We start from the raw sequence: 17,893 nt of genomic DNA, 5'->3' as shown, positions 1-17,893 counted from the left end.
TGAGATAATCGCCAGCGTTCAACACGATTCACCTGTGACCCATTTCTATCGGCGGTGTAGTACAAATAGAAAAATCTGTTCTCAGCAAAATTGGGATGAGTCGCAATTCCCAGTAACCCATCTTCACCAGTCTCGGTGACTTTGATAGTAGCTACTGGTTTAGGAATCAGTTTTCCACCCCGCACAAGGCGAACTCTTCCCGGTCTTTCCGTAACTAACATATCTTGATTGGGTAAAAAAGCAATTCCCCAAGGAACTTCTAAACCTGTGACTACTTCTTCAGCCTTTAGCTTTACCTGTCCCTGGGAACCGAAGCCACTGTCTACTAAAGTGCAGGTTTGATTTTTACTCCCCGTTTGTTGGCTGACTGGTTGGGCTGTTTGTGTTTCTTGATTATCAATATTTGCAGACTCAGTTGTAGCTAAGTTACAAGCTGAAAGTCCTAATAATACCATACCAAAAAGTAATTTTCTTGTAAGAGTATTTGTCAATTTCATAATTTGTTATCTCTCAAAAATCGCCCTTTGCATGGTTGAGGAAATTGTTAATCAATTGATTTAAGTGACTTAGGTCTATAATTCGTTGCGCATTTAATATTAATTATAATTAGCAACTAGAATTTTTCGCCACAATGAACGCCACGATATATAGTTTGTCTGTAGATAAATCTTATTACATCTACCCGCAGACCGAATTAAAAAAATCGAGTATGATTTTTGACTGGTAATTTTTATAACTATTGAAAAACAGAATGCGACAGATGGTAGGGGCATGGCATTGCCATGCCCTCTAGAATATATTCATGTGCCGCAAACACTATTTAAATTGGCATTGCATTACTTGTCTGAATACTCGCTTCATCGGTGACTTGACGGTATTGTAACCAAGCGAATAAAGTAGCAGTACCCAGAAAAATTAAAGTTATACTGGCTACAACTTGCAGCATGATACTGTAACGCATAATCAAAATTAAGGAAATGTAGATTTTGGGATTTGCTAATAAGTTGGAATGAAAATTTTTTCGCAAAAATTCGCCAATCAACAAACTAGGAATGTAAGCTAAAGCTATGAACTAGCAACTTGTGAATTAAGTTAAACAAGGTTGTAATGTTCCATGTGAATATTAGTCACAGGTACATCCAACTTATGTAAAGCTTTTTCAACTTCGTTCATCATTTTTGGTGCAGCACAAATAAAGTAATTGCGAGTTGCAGGACGTTTAGGAATATAGCGTTCTAGCAGTTGTTGATCGACATATCCACTTTCGCCTGACCAATCTTCTGGAGGTTTGCGAAGAACGTGGATAACTGTCAGGTCTAATTTATCTTTTAAGGCGTCGATCTCTTCTCGGTAGGTTATATCATCCCAAGTTGTACTCGCATAAATTAAGAGTAGAGGGCGCTCGTCTTTACGTTCTGCTAAGGTAAAAAGCATACTGATAATTGGTGTGATCCCTATCCCTCCAGCAATAAAGACAAATCCCGCTGTATTCTCATAGAGGTCTGTAGTAAACACGCCATAGGGGCCATCCAAAAAGGCTTTAGTACCTGGTTTGACATCCTTAATTGTGTTTGTGAAGTCTCCTAAAGCCTTAATCCCAAATTCAATGCGATCGCGTTTTTCGGCACTGGAAGCAAAAGAAAATGGATGTTCCCGCATTCTAAACGGCGATATTTCCAAAGTCAGCCAAGCAAATTGGCCTGGTTGGAAACTAATTCCATCATGTCCTCGAGGACGCAAAACCAAATTCCAGACATTACCTCTTTGGGGAATAGCTGCTTCCACCAAGTAAGGTTTTTTCTGCATAAAATAAGGTTTAACCAACCTGACATAAATCAACAGCCACAACGCCGCCACTGCAATACCAGTCCAGAGCGCCGCTTTCCAAAACAGCCCTAAGTAGTTACCTACACCCAAAGCATGTCCTAAACCAAATGCAACGATAATCACAGCTAAAATGCCATGAGCTATACGCCAAGGTTCATAGGGAATATTCAATTTTTGCCGCCAAATTGAGGTGACAACAATTGCAATTAGCGCCAAAGTAGCTATTACTGCTGCTCTTGCTCGCCACGGTGCTTGGATAAAATTCAATAGTTGCAGTGTCTCTGGATTATGAATGAATAAAACTATGGGGTGAGCCAGGATAAAAAAGAATGCAACTATTGAGGTATAGCGGTGAAACTGAAGAATTAAGTCAACACCATAGGAGGCTTCGATGCTTTTAATCCGGGCAGTTAAGGCAAACTGCATTGCCATCATTGCTAAACCAATAAAACCCAAAGCAGCAGAAAATTCTAACCAAAAACTACGTTCATCACTGGGTGTCGGTGGGTATAAAAGTAAGATGAATAGAGGGAAGAGGATAATTAAAATATATGCTACTATCCAAGATACCCCGATCACTACAGGATTTTTCATCAATAAACTTCTCATCAGCCCATACCTCTAAACTTTTTGTTGCAATCCAGCTTGCGATCGTCTGTTAATTTCTGTCCAATTCACCACATTCCACCAATTATTGAGATACTCAGGACGGCGATTTTGATATCTCAGGTAATATGCATGTTCCCATACATCGTTACCCATAATTGGGTATAAACCATCCATGATTGGGCTATCTTGATTAGCTGTAGTTACTATTTGGAGTTGATTTTGGGCATTACGCACCAACCAAACCCATCCACTACCAAATCTGTCTCCACCGGCTTCATTAAATTGTTTTCTAAAAGCATCAAAACTACCAAAGGTTTGATTTATTTGTTGGGCTATTTCTCCTGTTGGTTGTCCACCACCGTTAGGACTCATAATTTGCCAGAAAATTGTATGGTTGAGATGACCACCACCATTGTTGCGCACCGTATCCCGAATATCTTCTGGGATGTTATTTAAGTCGCGCAGCATTGCTTCGACACTTCTATTTTTCAGTTCTGGATACTTTTGTAAGGCTTCATTGAGATTATTAACGTATGTAGCATGGTGTCTGTCATGATGCAGTTTCATCGTTTCTGCATCAATAGCTTTTTCTAGTGCGTTATAAGCGTAAGGTAATTTTGGTAGCTGTGCGGGAGAAGTAGTTAATTCTCTATCTGGATATGCTACCGGTGGAGAGTTAGTAGTTAGAGGAGTTTGTTGTGTTACAGGTGAGACAGTAGCAGTTGGTGACTCTGTGATTTGGTTTTCTTGACAAGCAAATAGCACAGACACCAAAAAAATTCCGGCGATAAACAAAACAAATTGTTGGCGTAAAAATTTTGTCAGCATAGGTTTTTCCCCATTAAAAGTTGATACTTCTCGGTTATTGAATGATTCCAAATGCAACACTCGCTTTTTAGGTAAACGGTGCTATCAATCTTAAGAGTATAGAGTTAATAATTGCCAAAGCAATTGAGCCAAGCAAAGCACTCCAGAAACCGTATCTGAGACGAAAACCAGGTACGATAGCAGCTGATAAGGCAAAGATAATTGAATTGAGAATAAAAAAGAATAAGCCTATGGTAATGATAATGACTGGCAAGGTGAAAAAGGTTAAAGCTGGAAGTAATAGAGCATTCAAGATGCCAAAAACTGCGGCGGTAATTAATGCTTTACCAAAATTGTCTATTTCTACGCCTATTGGTAGTCGAGAAATAATCAAAAAACTGATAGAGGTCACTACCCAAGTAATAATTAGCCCAACCATAAAATACACTCCTGAACAATATTTTGAGTATGAGCGATAAATGTGAAGAGAAAGTGACTGTTTTATCCTGCTGTCAATCAATTAAAGGGGGAACAGGAATACGGGTAACAGAGAACAGAATGTAATGTATGTGGATTAAAACTCCACCAAAACTTGCTACTTATAGAAGCATGGGTCTCTTAACTACCTGAGGGAATAGGAAAACTGTTAAAAGTTCCCTATTCCCTATTCCCTTCTTCGATGATTAATCTGCTTGTAATTCATCCATGTGAAATAAACTAATAATTACTCCAGCAATGGGAGTTTTTGTCTACTGTTTTACCGATTGTTTTGTAGCTATAAAGGAGCAAATAAGTAGGAAGGCATAATTATTTGTAGGATGGGTTACGCTATCGCTAACCCATGCGGGTGTTGGGTTACCCTTCGGGAAGCCGCTAGCCTGCGGCAACGCTCCGCGAACGCGTCTACGTTCCTCAACCCAACCTACGTCCATCTTATATTTAATTCCCACCACCTACTTAATTAAAGTAATGCAAACATAGAGACAGGGGAATTAAAATTTAAAATTTCTCTTCCCCAGTCCCTAAAAGCTGTGTTGAATAATGGGGAGTTGTTTTAACGTTGTGCTAGAGATGTTTCCGGTAAAACGGCCGGATCGTCGTCTATTGACAGTAGGAATTTAATCAAGTCCGTTTGGTTTTGAGTGCTGTAACCTGCTTGTTCATCAACCCAATATTCATGTCCGCTACCATCTACGTTTGACCTTTGCAAATCGGAATTGTTTTGGTTAGCTGTGACTACAGCCTGGCGCAAGTTTCTATCGAGGAGCGATCACAAACTCGCTTCTGAGTCTGGTACAATTCCCCGCATGAGAGTTCCAGCCATTCCCAACTCATCGGGTTTAGTAATCATAAAGCGTCCGCTTTCATCTTGCTTGATAGACTCAGCACTAGCAGCTACACCACCGTCATGGAGATAAGGTGCGCTGAGATATAATCCAATCAGGTTTTGTACTTTATAACCGCCATTGCGATCGCTCAAAGCATAAGCTAGTTCAATATCTGCCTTTGGGGTGATGTCAGTTGGAACTGATAACACAGGTGGGTCAGCAGGTAAGGGTACAGGTTTCTTGGTAAAAAGCATCACGACCCAAATCGATTAATTCTTCAGTCACTTTCACCGCACCCCTATCGGGAGAAAGTGCGGCGCGTCCTTTGTCAGTTTCCAGCCATCTCTCAGCTTTTTCTTTGCTGACTACATAGCCTAAAACATCGTAGGAACCTATATCTGTGGGGGGAGATTTTGTCAATGGTGTATAGGTTTTATCAATGGCAGGTGGTCTTCCTGGCAAATTTAGTTCTAATTGAAAACCTAAAAAGCCAACAATAATTAACAAAGAGATGAGGATGAGAATTGTACGCGATCGCATAGTTTCCTCACTATTATTTTTCTGTTTTCCCAAGCAGCTAACTGTTCGTTAGTTGTCCCTTGGATATTTGAGATGGAAATGAGCGCAAATATCACAATTTCAAGATTTTTTTGTCGCTTATCAGCTTAAAAATTCCAAATATCTTTTACCTTCTATCCCAAGAGATAATTTATTGGTTAAAATCTACAATAATGCCATTGTAAAGCGCAAATGTGACTAAAATGTAATTCATGATAGCTGTGGCTAATTTAGGGAAATGATTACTTCTCGATTACCAAAATGAAATATGCTGTTAGTCAAGCAAACTTGATATAGGTTGTAGATTAAATTAACAGATTTCTCAGTTTCTTTGAGTGGTGATTTATGTTTCAAAGAGTTTTGATTTGCACAGATTTTGCCGATGGTTTACAGCGTCTCACAAATTTTGTTTCTAGTCTGGCGCTAGCTGGGATAAAACAAATTGTGTTTCTACATGCTGTTCCTTTGTGGGAAAAAGGGATTATTCCCCAAGTCGATACAGAGAAAATCAAACAAGCCCAAACCCAATTAACAAAAACCCTTGATGCCGGTTCGACTGATGTCGAAGTTAACATAGAAGTTCAATCAGGTAAGCCTGTTGATATTATTCTCAAGATTGCCCAAAGTTATCAATCTCAATTGATTATACTGGGTTCTCAAAGTCGCAACTTACTCACAGAAAAATTGGTGGGTAGTACAATGGCTGAATTATCTCACAAAACAACTATTCCGCTTTTGGTACTGCGTCCGCAATTAATTTCTACTTATACTGCTGAAGAATTAAAACTCCGTTGTCAGCACCTTTTCCGCTCTTTACTACTTCCCTATAATGGGACTCCAGCAGCGAATTATCTGGTGCAACAGGTGAAGCAATTAGCGCAACAACAATCTGAGCCATATATCCGAGATTGTACGCTATGTTGGGTATTAGAAGAAGCTCGCCGTCGAGAGTTACCCCAAAAAATTTCACCCCAGCAGGCGCAAGAAAGCTTATCTAAAATCAAAGCTGATTTGCAAGAGGTAAATTTACAAGTGGAGACAGAAGTTCGCCAAGGATACTCTATCAACCAGATTTTAGAGGCAGCAACAATGGTTGATATTAGCGCGATCGCGCTTTCTTCAGCAACAATCGGTACAGTCCAAGAATGGCTAGTTTCCAGCTTTGCAGCCGAATTACTGCGCTATAGCTGGTATCCCGTACTCTTTTTTCCACCCCATCGGCGCTAAACCTGATATCTATGCTAGAAAAAAGATAAACGCAATTTAGGGTAATACCAATTGGAAAAAAGAATGCGACAGATTGTAGAGGCACTGGCACTGCCATGCCCTCTAGAATATTTTGATGTGTCGCAAAGATTATTTGAATTGGTGTAACCTTTTATTTGGTGTAGAAGGTACATTTTGCCAGTTTATGCGATCGCTACTGCAGATGAGGCTACCCTTTTTATCTAATTACCAGGAAATGCCATAGTACTGAGCAAGGCGTTTTCTGCTTGTCGCGAATCTAACCGAGTATGTTGCACTACAATCGGTACATCTGAGGTAATAACACTGGCAAAATCAGTATCATGAGGAATCGGTTCTGGATCTGTCAGATTATTAAAGCGGATATGCTTTGTACGTTGAGCAGGAACAGTTACCTGATAAGGGCCAACAGGTTCTCTGTTACTGTAATAGATCGTAATTTCTACATGGGCATCCTTGCCCCCAGCATTAAGAATACACACAGTTTCATGACTAATAAACTGAGGTTCCGGCCCGTTGCTATATGGAGGAATGTACCCTTCAGCGATCGCCCAACAAGTACGTCCAATTGACTGAGTCATCGAAAATCTCCTGGTAAATACCGCACTTTTCTACGTGATATCTTTCGCTGCCACATCCAAGTAATACCTATGCTTGCCAAAATACTGAATTTAGCTAACTCAAGGATTAAAAACAAATGTGATTAAAATGTGACTGCCAAAGAATTTTTCAATATCCCAAAAACTCTATTCTGCCTCTGCTTCCAAGACAACCCCTTCATACAGTAGTGCGATCGCAATTTCAAATTCGATGCTGGATAGGGTAATCATATCTCCTTCAGTGTAGGGATGGTAAAGCCACATTCTTCCCTCTCCCCGACAGTAGCGTTCGACGGAAATTTTTTCTGCATCTATCAATAAATATTCTTGCAAAGAAGGGATTTGCAGGTAATTAGTGAATTTTTCGCCCCTATCTCTGCTGCTGGTACCAGGAGAGAGAACTTCGGCAATTATTTTTGGGTTTTGAATAAATTTGCGGGCATTCAGGTCTTGAGGGTCGCAGCTGACGATAACATCAGGATAATAGTAAGGACTTTTAGGCGTAACTTGAACTTTCACGTCAGACACATTCACTCGGCAACCTCTAGCATGTAAATGTGGGCGTAAGGCTGTGTATAAGTTAAGTGCAATGTCATTATGAGGAATTGTACCACCTGTCATGGCAAAAACTTCGCCGTTGAAGTATTCGTAGCGAAGGTCTTGCTGGGGTTCCCATGCGAGATATTCCTCGATGGTCATTTTTTGCGGTTGTTGGGAGATGGCTACCATAGCAAGATTTTTCTTTGTTTGTTTTGATTTTAGCTTGGAGCTTAGGGAGACAAGCACAAACTGCCTGAGTTTACCTTCGATGCTTTTGACAACGCTTAACCGAGTAGTATTGATATCATTGTTAATTTTATTTTTTGGAGTTCCCTAAAGCGGACTATAACCAATTTCCTACCAAAACAAACGGTGCCCAATAATAGGGATGGGAAAAATCTGCATCTTGCAAAAATGCCATTTGGGTTGTGCGCAAAGCTTCGACTTTACTGATTCCTGGTTGCTTGAGTTGTTGATAAAATTTACCCATAAATTTGGCTGTAGATTCGTCTTTGACAGCCCAGAGGGTAGCTAAGGTACTGCGGGCGCGGGAATGGACTGCTATTCCTGCCAATCCTAGAATAGCGCGATTGTCTCCTTTGGCTGTTTGGCAAGCACTGAGAACCAAGAGTTCTAGTGGACTGGCTTCATCTTCGTTTCTAGATTTAATTAATTCGGCTAAGTCTTTGATCGGAATTTTTTTATCCCAGGTGAGGATAAAAGTTTCATTAAAGCTACTACTAAACTGAGCGTGAGTCGCTAAATGCAAAACTGAAAAAGGCTTTGATTGGATAGCTTGTCGCAGGTTCACACTGGTAAATGTTTCATTGAGGAGGAGTTGACTGTTAACTGCTGAAGTGATTTCTTTGAGTTCCAATTGTACTCCTGGTAAAGCGTTAAAGCCTTGGCGCGCTTCACTCAATCCTGCTATCATCACTTGCAAATTTTCCCCTTTAAGCGATCGCGCTTGCAATAGTTGCATTCCGGGTGAGAGTGCAAGGCTATATTTCTGAATGAGATATTGTTTACCATCATGCATCGCCGCCATTGGCAGATTTCGCAAGGAACCATCTAACACAAATGCTAAGGTTTTCACTTTACTTTTGGCTAACTCAGACTCCACTGGACGAATTAGCCATTGATATAGTTGTTGATATAGTCGCAAACGTTCTTCATTGGCGTAAGCACGATTGAGGGATTGGCGCATCTGTTTGATGCTGTTTTCGATCTCACCTTGGGATAGAGATGTGTTGTAACTTGCTAGGGGTTTTCCAGGAATAGATACAATTACGGATAAGCGATCGCGCAAAATAATCGGATAAATAACGGCTGCTGTCTGATCGATTTGGTCAATTTGCTGTGGTTTGCCTTCTAAACAGGCTTCCCGAAAAAAATTGTCTAACTCGGCTAATTGCAGGGCTTCAATTGTTTTCCGGGCTTGCTTTAAGTTCTCTTGACTGGGGTTAGATTGTAATAATAAATCTACCAACTCTCGATAAATAGGTTCCACTTTCTCTTGGAAAGAAAATTGCACATCCTGACTAATTGCTACTAAGTCACTACGCAAAAAACTAAGAGCATCTAGAGATAATTTATAAGCGGCGATCGCGGCTGGAATATCTCCTTGAATTTTGCGGAGGCGTCCGATTTGCCAATAAGTTTGGTAGGTGATATCAGCAGCTTGCATCCCTTCAGCAAGTTGTTGGGCTTGTTGTGTCAGTTGCAATGCTGGGGCTAGCTGCTGTGTTTGCAGGTACAATCCTCCCAATTCAGTTAAAGCATAAGCTTTAGCTCGCATATCTCCCAAGTTTTCGGCTTGTTTTACCCCAAGGGCTAAAATCTGTGCCGCTTCTTGGTATTGTGCAGACTCTTTGCCATTCTCTCTCTCTAATTTAACCAGACTGCGGGCAAAGTTAACAGCTGCATACACAGAGGTGCGTGAGGGGGGAAGTTTCTTCAGTTGAGATTTAATTGGCGCTAATAAAGATTGAGCTTGTTGCCATTGTAAGGTTTCTAGATAAAGACTGAGTTGGTTTAAATTGGCTTCGACTTGCACCCGGAGGTTATTTGTCTTGGCTGCTGCTTGTTGATAGTAATTTAAAGCTACTGGGATTTGTTGTAAGTCTCTGGCATTATTTCCCAAGCTAAACAGAATTTGACTGATGTCTGCATTAGGGTTGAGGCGATCGCTAATTGCTAAACTTTGCTGTAAGACTTTTTCGGATGTTTGCAAATCTCCTATCACTTGTAAAGCCACTCCCAGACTGTGCAATGCTTGCACTTTTAGTAGAGAATCGGGCTGATTTTCCAAGTTTTCAGGGATTTTACTTAACAAATTTCGTGCTTTGCTATAAAATCCTAAAGATTGCAAAGCTTGAGATTGATTAATTTGGCTACCTATTTCTCCTACGCGATCGCCAGCATCACTATAGGCTTGTTCGGCTTTTTGCCAGGTTTTCAGGGCTGTTTCGGCTTTTCCTTGTGCCAGTTGCAGATGTCCTTGAGTATTGAGAGCGATCGCCCATATACTTGCATTGGCTTTGTTTTGTTGTAAAAGATTCAGGCTGTTGTTAATAGCTTTCTCAGCTTTTTGCCACTCCCCTAAATTCTGATAAGCTAAAGATAGATAGCTCAATATCCAAGCTTGATTAATTATATCGCCTTGCTGCTGAAAATTAGTTACCGCCATTTCCCAGAGTTTAGCCGCTTCCGCAAAGCGGGACGCTTCAAACAGAATTCTACCTTTTTCTAGGGGGGATTTGTCGTCTTGATTGACATAATTGGAACCTAATAAAAATCTGCCCTTGCCCATTTTTAACATCCATAACAACTCAGTTTCTGCTAATGCTGAAACATTGCTGCTAATCAGCCAAAATATTATCAACCCCCAACAGGTAACTAAATTTATAGATGGTATCAACTTACGCTTTCTATACATTATTTTACTATAAAATTTCTCACGACAATTTTTCACCCTTCTGAGTTTATCGGAATTTCAATTATAAATTCTGTTCCTTCTCCTAATGTAGAAAAACAACTAAGCTTACCCTTGTGTTGTTGTTCTATAATCTCGCGAGAAATCGACAATCCTAAACCAGTTCCTTTCCCCACCGGTTTGGTAGTAAAAAATTGTTCAAATATGCGTTCTTTTACTTCTGGTAAAATACCTCCTCCATTGTCTTTTATGGAAATCATCACATAGTTATCTTGCTTAACTGCCGTAGCAATATTGATAGTACCTTTTATTTTCCCTCCCTCTGCCAAAACCTGCTTTGCAGATTCATCAAAAGCATCTATGGCGTTAGCAATAATATTCATAAATACTTGATTAAGTTGTCCGGGAAAGCATTCAATTCTTGGTAAATCACCATAGTTTTTGATAACTTCAATATCTAGACGGTTCTGGTGAGTTTGCAGCCGATATTTTAGTAGTACTAAAGTACTTTCAATCCCTTCATTAATATTAAAACAGGCTTTTTGAAAAATATCGGCACGAGAAAAAATGCGGAGACTATGACTAATTTTTGTAATGCGTTCTACACCCACATTCATCGATGCAATCATTTTTGGTATATCTAAAATTATTCTGTCCAATTCGATATCTTTAGCATCTTCGACAATTTCTGCAACTGGATCAGGATAAAATTTCCGATAGAGTTTAAAATGGTACAATAGGTCAGAAACAAAGTTTTCCATAAAGTTTAAACTATTGCCGATAAAACTCAGAGGATTATTAATTTCATGGGCAACACCAGCAACTAACTGACCAAGAGCAGAAATTTTTTCAAATTGGACTAATTGCAGTTGATATTCATGTAATTCTCGCACTGCTTGATAAAGTTGTGCTGTACGTTCTTGTACTAGCTGCTCCAGTTCCGTATTATAAACTGCAAGTTTTTTCGTCAAAAAACACAGCTTTAAATGGATGTTAATTCTGGCGATAACTTCTTCTGCTTGAAAAGGTTTAGTAATGTAATCTACTGCTCCTAGAGAAAGACCTTTGACTTTATCAATGGTTTCTGAAAGAGCAGTCATAAAAATTATCGGTATCTCCTGAGTAAGAGAATTTTTCTTGAGTTTTTGGCAAGTTTCAAAACCATCCATTCCTGGCATAATTACATCTAATAAAATCAGGTCTGGACGAGCATACACTGCTTGCTCAATCGCACTTTCTCCATCAGTAGCTACCAAAATTTCCCATCCCAAATTGGCAATTGCAGCACAAAGAACTTTAAGATTGGTGGGTTTATCATCAACAACTAAGATAATAGCCCGATCGCAATTATTAGCATTCATGCAATTCCCCCTGCAAAGATTTGATAAATTCCCGAATACTCTTAATTTCAAAGTTGTCAGCTAATTCTTGAATTTTCGTAGTAAACGGTAGATATTTTGGGTCTAATTTCTCCAGTTCAGCCAATAATATTTCTATACCTTGAATATTCCCCCGCATAGCAAAATCTAACAGTTGATTTAATTCTGCTGCTGGTGGAGGTATTAATTTATTTTGGCTGACAGCAGATACAGAATGGCTGAATATTTGAGCTTTATGACCAGTTTCTTCATAAATCCACTCTAATTGTAAATATTTTTTAATTAGCTGGAGCAGGGCATCAATTTGTATTGGTTTGGGTAAAAAATCATTGGCTCCTGCTTGCAAACTTTTTTCGCGATCAAGCTCAAATACACTAGCGGAAGAAGTGATAATTGGGAGATTTTGCAGCTTCAATGAATTTCTAATTTTCTCGATCATTTCCCAGCCATCCATCACCGGCATTTTGATATCAGTGAAAATCAAATCTGGCTGAATTACCTCTAATTGATCTAAACCGTCTTGACCGTTAGTAGCTGCAAAGCATACAAATCCCAAGGATTCAAGTAATTGAATAATAACGGAACGATTTTCCCATTGATCGTCAACAATGAGCAGCTTGGGTTTTTTATCTTTAATGCCAATTATCTTTGGTTCTTCAGATACCCTAGCTTGATTTACCCAATCCTTAGCCACTAATAAATCTAGATCTAACCAAAATTTACTCCCAACGCCTAAAGTACTGGCAACTTGGATTTTACTTCCCATTAATTCAGCTAGTTTACAGCTAATTGCTAACCCTAATCCTGTGCCTTCTGTTCTTTTATTTTTTTCACCTACCTGTTCAAATGGTAAAAAAATCTCTTCTATTTCTCCTGGTAACATTCCCACGCCAGTATCTTCAACTTGAAATCTCACTTTGTGGATGATTGATGCATTTTTCTCCTCAATTTTTAACAACTCAACCTGGAAAATAACTTCTCCATCCTCGGTAAATTTAATTGCATTACTCAGTAAATTAATTAAGATTTGTCGTAACCGTTTTTCGTCAGCGTAAATTCCTTCTGCCAAATCACAATCGCCTTGAAAACTAAAAGCGATTCCTTTTTGGACAGCACGGATACGACACATTTCTGCTACGGCTATTAAGAAAGCAGGGAAGTGGAAATTACTCTTGTACAGTTCGAGTTTGCGAGATTCAATTTTAGATAAATCTAAAATATCGTTGATCAGAGTAAGGAGATGGGAACCACATTGATGAATGATGTGAATCCCATCTAGTTCAGATTTGCTGAGGTTGGGAGAACGTTGCAAAATTTGTGCGTAGCCAAGAATTCCATTGAGGGGTGTACGCAACTCATGACTCATATTGGCGATAAATTCACTTTTGGCTAGGTTCGCAACATCAGCAGCGATTTTGGCTGCTTCTAATTCTTGGGTACGCTGTTTAACTTTTTGTTCGAGAGTGCGAGAATATTCCTGTAGTTGCTTGTTGGCTGCTGCTAGTTGGAATTTTTTATAAAAGTTGGTGGTGACAATGGCACTGCCGATCAAAGCTAATAATGGCGAAACAGAGGGAATCCACCACCCTCCAAGAAATGCCAGATAGCCAGTAGTGAAGATGATCGAGATTGCCAAAATGATACCTAAAACTAGCAATCCTTGAATTCGTTGCTGACGGAGGAAGTTGATATTTAGTAACCACCATGTTAGAAGGCTGCTAATAAAAGACCAGCAGAAAATCCATAACCACTCTTGATGATAAGTCCAGGTTTGGATCAGTGGTCGCCGGTTCATAGCGGCGCTTAAAATTTGACTGGTTAAATTAGCGTGAAGGATTACAGCCGGCATTGGTGTGCCACTATTCAATGCATTCTTGCTGTAGCCAACGTGAAATTCATCATGAATACTCTTAGCTGTAGAACCGATCAAGACAATGCGATCGCGAATCAACTTCGGATCTACAGAACCATTCAGCACATCCCGCAGATTAACTACATCAAACCGATTCCCAAAGCCTCGATAATTGAGGAAAATTTGGTATCCCCCGGTATCTGCTCCTTGATAATTAAACTCATTTCCCTGGATAGCTGTAAATACCGCTTTCCCCAACTGCAAAGTATGCCCACTTTTGTCTAGGGTTTTTAAGGAAATGCCTTCTTTTTCCAGATACATCAAGCTGAGGCGTGCCGCTAAACCCAGAAAAATCTCACCTTTTTGATCCCCAGCCGATAATAAACCCCGGCGGACTTTGCCATCTTTATCTTCCACCCAATCCACAATAGCGATTTGGTCTTGTTGCAATAAGGTAGCTGGTGGAGGTACATGTCTTCCTGCTAATTTCATCACACCGATTAACTTCGGTGTAGATTTCATCACCGTAACTAATTTGTCATGACCTGGTTCTACAGGCAAATTGCGATAAATATCTAAACCAATAACTGTTGGTTGTTGTGCTTTGAGTTTGGTGAGCAATTCGGCTAAGACAACATCAGGTATCGGCCATTTACCGACTTGGGAGATGTCTTTTTCATCAATAGCAACAATGAGAATCCGCTCCTCTGGTGATTCTAAGGGACGCAGATTAAAAAATTGCTCCAGGGTTTGCCACTCTAGTAGTTGGAACAATCCAGCCATCTTCCCAGTAATCACACATAACGTTACGGTAGAAACTGTAATCGTTACATAGCGCCATTGGACTTGCCTCACCCTCCGAATGATTAGAGATTTCCATAAGCTTTTCCAATTGAATCGCATTGGCTTTTCCTTGGCATAGATGATGGGGAAAGTATTTGCGTGCAAACATTTCAGCAGCTTTCTTTGTTCCTCATCTGTTCATTCAAAATTGCAAGTTGCAAGGTAAATGCGTCTTCATCCCCAATAGGTTAATTTATCAGAGGTTCATTGGCGATCGCATTCAACCCCACAGAATTTAACAGTTGTTGCCAGGAAATGCTGATAGTCGGATTATGGGGTTGAGCTTGCTTTAATTGCGCCAAAACAGAGGCAGTATCATACCACAGTCCATTGTTAGCTAAGTGAGAAACCAACTCCAACGAAGGAGACAAATGTCCTGAATTCTTGACATTGACAGGCGGATGCACTCGCTGAACCCATCCATTTACCAACGGACTATCAGGCTCTAATTCAGCAGAGCAAATCATCGACAAAGACCATTGATAGTTTTTACCTGTCTGGAGTGCTGGCACATATTCAGAGAGTTTGATTGCCATGACACCAGGTTTTGCAGGTAAAGCGATCGTTGTTTGGTAGTGGTTGTTGGCTTGTTCATCTTGCAAACTAAATAATGCTTTTCTGGCGCTAGTCTGAGGAATGTAGACCAGTATTGTTGGTCGCTCTTTGACGGTAAAACCAATTCTGTTTAATGGTATTACAGGTGTTACCGAGGCCTGCTGAGTTTCTGTGTGAGCCGAAAGACAACTGTTTCCATCCCGTGAGGCTCCCCCAGTAGACTCTCTTGGTGCAAGTATGCGTGGAGGTCTGAAAGTGACTTGAGCGTTACTTGGTGCGATCCCCACAGGGATACAAGACACTGATATTAACAAGGCGCTTCCCAATAGACGGTATTTAAGCATAAAGCTACACTCATCTTGAGTACACTATCTTCAGTAATTCTGATATCAACTCTTGACTAAATGTTTCCTAAACTTACACTAAAATTGCATTAATTATTTCCACAGAAGTTTTTATCTCGATAAAAATACGGGTATAGTTCACAGATTTTCCTTTATTTTACAAAGCTTGGGGATTGATCCTTGGGGTGAATGCAAGGTCAAAATTGTCTGACTAGTACAGTACGGTGTCAGTTTAGGCATGGTCAACATCTGGTCAACATCTATAGAGGCTCATGTTTTCAGTCTCAATCACCCTATCGGAATTGATGCCGCTTTGTACTAGACATTTTTGGACGCTGATAATCATCTGTACCTTACCAAGACTAACTGTAATCTGCTATAAGTCTGTGGACACAATTAACAAGGCATTATGTAAAGTTTTGTAAAGAAGAAGTTGTTACATTTGGCTAATCATCGCGCCATAGCCTGCTGATTTTCACTCTTCTTAATCTAATCATCTTTATTTCCGATAGTCTAGTTAAAAGCTCTCGTCATATATATTCTACTGGTCTGTGTAGATAGTAATTGCAATGATAGTCTGTGAAAACTGCTAAAAAAACTGAAAACATGATCTACATTAAATAGAAGTTGAATAAGGCAGAATAATTGCATGATCCTGAGAATAAACAAGTTATTATCAGTTGCAAAACTGGCAAGGAAAAGCATTACTCATCAGCAAAATCTTATGTATTTTTGCACAAATAAGAGAAAGCAAGCTATTCTTCAAGGGAAGTTTTTTTTGCTATTATTATTTATCTGTGCAACTATTAGCAGCTTCCAACTAGTGCAGGCTCAAACCACTGGATATACTACCACAACATCAACAACGGCAACAAAATTTCAAATCTACTATGGGCCTGAGACTACCCTAGACCAGATGATTGGGATGGAAATGGCTGCCAATATTTGGAGTCAATTTCTGGCTGATAATGTCACGATCAAGCTATTTGCATCAACCACTAGTGGGTTACCAAAAAATGTGCTTGGTTCTTCAACACCAGAAATGTTAAAAAACAGGCATTCCTATGAGGAACTGCACAAACAATTGTCTAAAGATAAAAAATCAGCCAATGATTTTACATCAGACAAAAATCGTCTGAAGTTTCCTTATTTGAGTGTCATGCTCAATGGAAAGGTGATAGAAAATGTTGACAAAATTAACATGACTCGTGCTAATGCCAAAGCCTTAAGGTTCCTTGCAGGTAAAGATACTACTGATTTTGACGGTCATATCGTATTAGCTAAAGACCTAAAAAATTTAAGTAATGTCAATCAATTGACATGGAGTTATAACTACAAAAACAACAAAATTCCACCTAGCAACTTAGACTTTTTGACTACAGTCATACATGAAATGGGTCATATCTTAGGCTTTGTGAGTGGGATAGATAATCCCCATTTGGAAGCTGCGGTAAGAGATCAACAGCACCCAATCACAGATGATGTGATAGATCAGATTTTCACGCCACTAGATTTATATCGTTTCTCGAAAAGTAGCAAAAATCAGGCAATAAAATATGACAGTGGTAAATACTCTTGGCGAGGAATACCAGATATATCAATTGGTCGCAGTCCTTTTTTCACCTTTGATAAAGGGAATTCAATAGTTCAGAACACAGCCACAGGAGAAGAGATTTCTTTAGGTGGAGATGGGGTACAGGGTTCTCATTGGAAACAAGGTACAGATGGGATCATGAATCCCTATCTGCAATCAGGAAAAAGAAAAGTCATCACCGATAAGGATCTTACCGCATTGGATTTAATGGGTTGGGATGTGCGATCGCCTGCTATGGGATTATCTGAATTAGCCGCTAACCTCCCGACTTTATATGAACAAGCCAAAAAAACAGCCCAAGAGAAAATCAAAAACCCTTCTACTTGGATTTTGCTCTCTCCCCCAGAACTAGTAAATCCTGTAGGTGGGGATGCCAAAGTTACCTATACTTTTGGTGAAGGTAATAGTCAATCCTGTAGCTCCAATAACGGTGTAACATATTGCTATAACTCTAGTGGTAGTACATCCTGTAGCTCGAATAATGGTGTTACATCTTGCTTTTCCGAAACAGGTGAAGTTAAGACTATCTCCCCCTCTTCACTAGACTCATCTCTTAAAACATTTTGCCAAAATCCCCAAAATCAGTCCCAACCCAATTGCATCTTATGGCGTGCATCTTTTAACCATAAATATTGGGATGCATATTACCAAAAAATGATTTTTCTTAACCAAAAATGGCTACCAGAAGCACCTACAAATTACTCCCTTCCCAGTACAAACTTAGCCATGTAATTTCTTTTACTCAACAAATGACCAATGACAACCCTGATCATTGATCTGTAATTGCACCTACCTATATATTTTCCCAACTTAAAAAACTATCAGATGCATACTACCAATCAATTTCAGCTAAGGAAATACAGCGTATTTCATTTACT

General features: G+C 39.6%; 16 protein-coding genes. 2 read left to right on the top strand and 14 right to left on the bottom strand.

Annotation, left to right across the window (positions count from 1 at the left end):
- From H6G41_RS29160 to H6G41_RS35435, 8 genes are all read right to left on the bottom strand, one after another.
- On the bottom strand, window positions 1–497 hold a 497-nt coding region (locus tag H6G41_RS29160; protein WP_190751177.1), incomplete at its 3' end, for a sorbosone dehydrogenase family protein.
- Window positions 498–820: 323 nt separating this feature from the next.
- Window positions 821–1,027, bottom strand: a complete 207-nt coding sequence (locus H6G41_RS29155; protein WP_190751185.1) for a hypothetical protein — start codon at window positions 1,025–1,027, stop codon at window positions 821–823.
- A gap of 65 nt (window positions 1,028–1,092) precedes the next feature.
- Window positions 1,093–2,421, bottom strand: a complete 1,329-nt coding sequence (locus tag H6G41_RS29150; protein WP_242038101.1) for a ferric reductase-like transmembrane domain-containing protein — start codon at window positions 2,419–2,421, stop codon at window positions 1,093–1,095.
- Window positions 2,422–2,448: 27 nt separating this feature from the next.
- The gene (locus H6G41_RS29145) at window positions 2,449–3,264 is read right to left on the bottom strand and encodes a superoxide dismutase (RefSeq protein ID WP_190751173.1); all 816 of its coding nucleotides are present in this window, start codon (window positions 3,262–3,264) and stop codon (window positions 2,449–2,451) included.
- Window positions 3,265–3,331: 67 nt separating this feature from the next.
- Window positions 3,332–3,682, bottom strand: a complete 351-nt coding sequence (locus tag H6G41_RS29140) for a phage holin family protein (protein WP_190751171.1) — start codon at window positions 3,680–3,682, stop codon at window positions 3,332–3,334.
- 615 nt (window positions 3,683–4,297) lie between these two features.
- Complete coding sequence (locus H6G41_RS35445) at window positions 4,298–4,495, bottom strand: hypothetical protein (protein ID WP_242038100.1); 198 nt, start codon at window positions 4,493–4,495, stop codon at window positions 4,298–4,300.
- Window positions 4,496–4,513: 18 nt separating this feature from the next.
- Complete coding sequence (locus tag H6G41_RS35440; protein WP_242038099.1) at window positions 4,514–4,780, bottom strand: hypothetical protein; 267 nt, start codon at window positions 4,778–4,780, stop codon at window positions 4,514–4,516.
- Window positions 4,781–4,787: 7 nt separating this feature from the next.
- On the bottom strand, window positions 4,788–5,111 hold the full coding sequence (locus H6G41_RS35435; protein WP_242038098.1) for a hypothetical protein: 324 nt from the start codon (window positions 5,109–5,111) through the stop codon (window positions 4,788–4,790).
- Window positions 5,112–5,474: 363 nt separating this feature from the next.
- Between H6G41_RS35435 and H6G41_RS29130 the strand changes: the two genes are divergently transcribed.
- The gene (locus H6G41_RS29130) at window positions 5,475–6,356 is read left to right on the top strand and encodes a universal stress protein (RefSeq protein ID WP_190751168.1); all 882 of its coding nucleotides are present in this window, start codon (window positions 5,475–5,477) and stop codon (window positions 6,354–6,356) included.
- A gap of 221 nt (window positions 6,357–6,577) precedes the next feature.
- Here the strand turns inward: H6G41_RS29130 and H6G41_RS29125 are convergent, their stop codons facing one another.
- The 6 genes from H6G41_RS29125 to H6G41_RS29100 form a co-directional block, all read right to left on the bottom strand.
- Complete coding sequence (locus H6G41_RS29125) at window positions 6,578–6,955, bottom strand: sensory rhodopsin transducer (RefSeq protein WP_190751166.1); 378 nt, start codon at window positions 6,953–6,955, stop codon at window positions 6,578–6,580.
- Between the two features lie 165 nt (window positions 6,956–7,120).
- Window positions 7,121–7,702 carry a Uma2 family endonuclease gene (locus H6G41_RS29120; protein ID WP_190751164.1) on the bottom strand — a complete coding sequence of 194 codons (582 nt, stop codon included), beginning with the start codon at window positions 7,700–7,702 and terminating at the stop codon, window positions 7,121–7,123.
- 154 nt (window positions 7,703–7,856) lie between these two features.
- The gene (locus H6G41_RS29115) at window positions 7,857–10,451 is read right to left on the bottom strand and encodes a CHAT domain-containing protein (RefSeq protein WP_190751163.1); all 2,595 of its coding nucleotides are present in this window, start codon (window positions 10,449–10,451) and stop codon (window positions 7,857–7,859) included.
- Window positions 10,452–10,483: 32 nt separating this feature from the next.
- Window positions 10,484–11,809 (bottom strand): response regulator, encoded by a 1,326-nt coding sequence (locus H6G41_RS29110; protein WP_190751161.1) that lies wholly within the window; start codon window positions 11,807–11,809, stop codon window positions 10,484–10,486.
- Window positions 11,799–14,582, bottom strand: coding sequence for a CHASE2 domain-containing protein (locus H6G41_RS29105; RefSeq protein ID WP_190751159.1), 2,784 nt, complete (start codon window positions 14,580–14,582; stop codon window positions 11,799–11,801). The genes H6G41_RS29110 and H6G41_RS29105 overlap by 11 nt, the downstream gene beginning before the upstream one ends.
- A 128-nt stretch (window positions 14,583–14,710) precedes the next feature.
- The gene (locus H6G41_RS29100; protein ID WP_190751158.1) at window positions 14,711–15,421 is read right to left on the bottom strand and encodes a DUF928 domain-containing protein; all 711 of its coding nucleotides are present in this window, start codon (window positions 15,419–15,421) and stop codon (window positions 14,711–14,713) included.
- A gap of 778 nt (window positions 15,422–16,199) precedes the next feature.
- On the opposite strand from H6G41_RS29100, the gene H6G41_RS29095 reads away from it, so the two are divergent.
- On the top strand, window positions 16,200–17,747 hold the full coding sequence (locus H6G41_RS29095) for an NF038122 family metalloprotease (protein ID WP_242038097.1): 1,548 nt from the start codon (window positions 16,200–16,202) through the stop codon (window positions 17,745–17,747).
- The last annotated feature ends 146 nt before the right edge of the window (window positions 17,748–17,893 follow it).

It is taken from the genome of Tolypothrix sp. FACHB-123, assembly GCF_014697075.1.
In the GTDB taxonomy this organism is placed as follows: Bacteria; Cyanobacteriota; Cyanobacteriia; order Cyanobacteriales; family Nostocaceae; genus Aulosira.
The sequence above is the reverse complement of the archived record's forward strand: the minus strand, read 5'-3'. Positions and strand labels throughout refer to the sequence as shown.

Bases quoted from the DNA above. Each gene is read 5' to 3' on its own strand.
- H6G41_RS29105 (WP_190751159.1), bottom strand. From the start codon at position 14,582: ATGCGATTCAATTGGAAAAGCTTATGGAAATCTCTAATCATTCGGAGG.
- H6G41_RS29125 (WP_190751166.1), bottom strand. From the start codon at position 6,955: ATGACTCAGTCAATTGGACGTACTTGTTGGGCGATCGCTGAAGGGTAC.
- H6G41_RS29140 (WP_190751171.1), bottom strand. From the start codon at position 3,682: ATGGTTGGGCTAATTATTACTTGGGTAGTGACCTCTATCAGTTTTTTG.
- H6G41_RS29100 (WP_190751158.1), bottom strand. From the start codon at position 15,421: ATGCTTAAATACCGTCTATTGGGAAGCGCCTTGTTAATATCAGTGTCT.
- H6G41_RS29115 (WP_190751163.1), bottom strand. From the start codon at position 10,451: ATGTATAGAAAGCGTAAGTTGATACCATCTATAAATTTAGTTACCTGT.
- H6G41_RS29120 (WP_190751164.1), bottom strand. From the start codon at position 7,702: ATGGTAGCCATCTCCCAACAACCGCAAAAAATGACCATCGAGGAATAT.
- H6G41_RS29110 (WP_190751161.1), bottom strand. From the start codon at position 11,809: ATGAATGCTAATAATTGCGATCGGGCTATTATCTTAGTTGTTGATGAT.
- H6G41_RS29150 (WP_242038101.1), bottom strand. From the start codon at position 2,421: ATGAAAAATCCTGTAGTGATCGGGGTATCTTGGATAGTAGCATATATT.
- H6G41_RS35435 (WP_242038098.1), bottom strand. From the start codon at position 5,111: ATGCGATCGCGTACAATTCTCATCCTCATCTCTTTGTTAATTATTGTT.
- H6G41_RS29130 (WP_190751168.1), top strand. From the start codon at position 5,475: ATGTTTCAAAGAGTTTTGATTTGCACAGATTTTGCCGATGGTTTACAG.
- H6G41_RS29145 (WP_190751173.1), bottom strand. From the start codon at position 3,264: ATGCTGACAAAATTTTTACGCCAACAATTTGTTTTGTTTATCGCCGGA.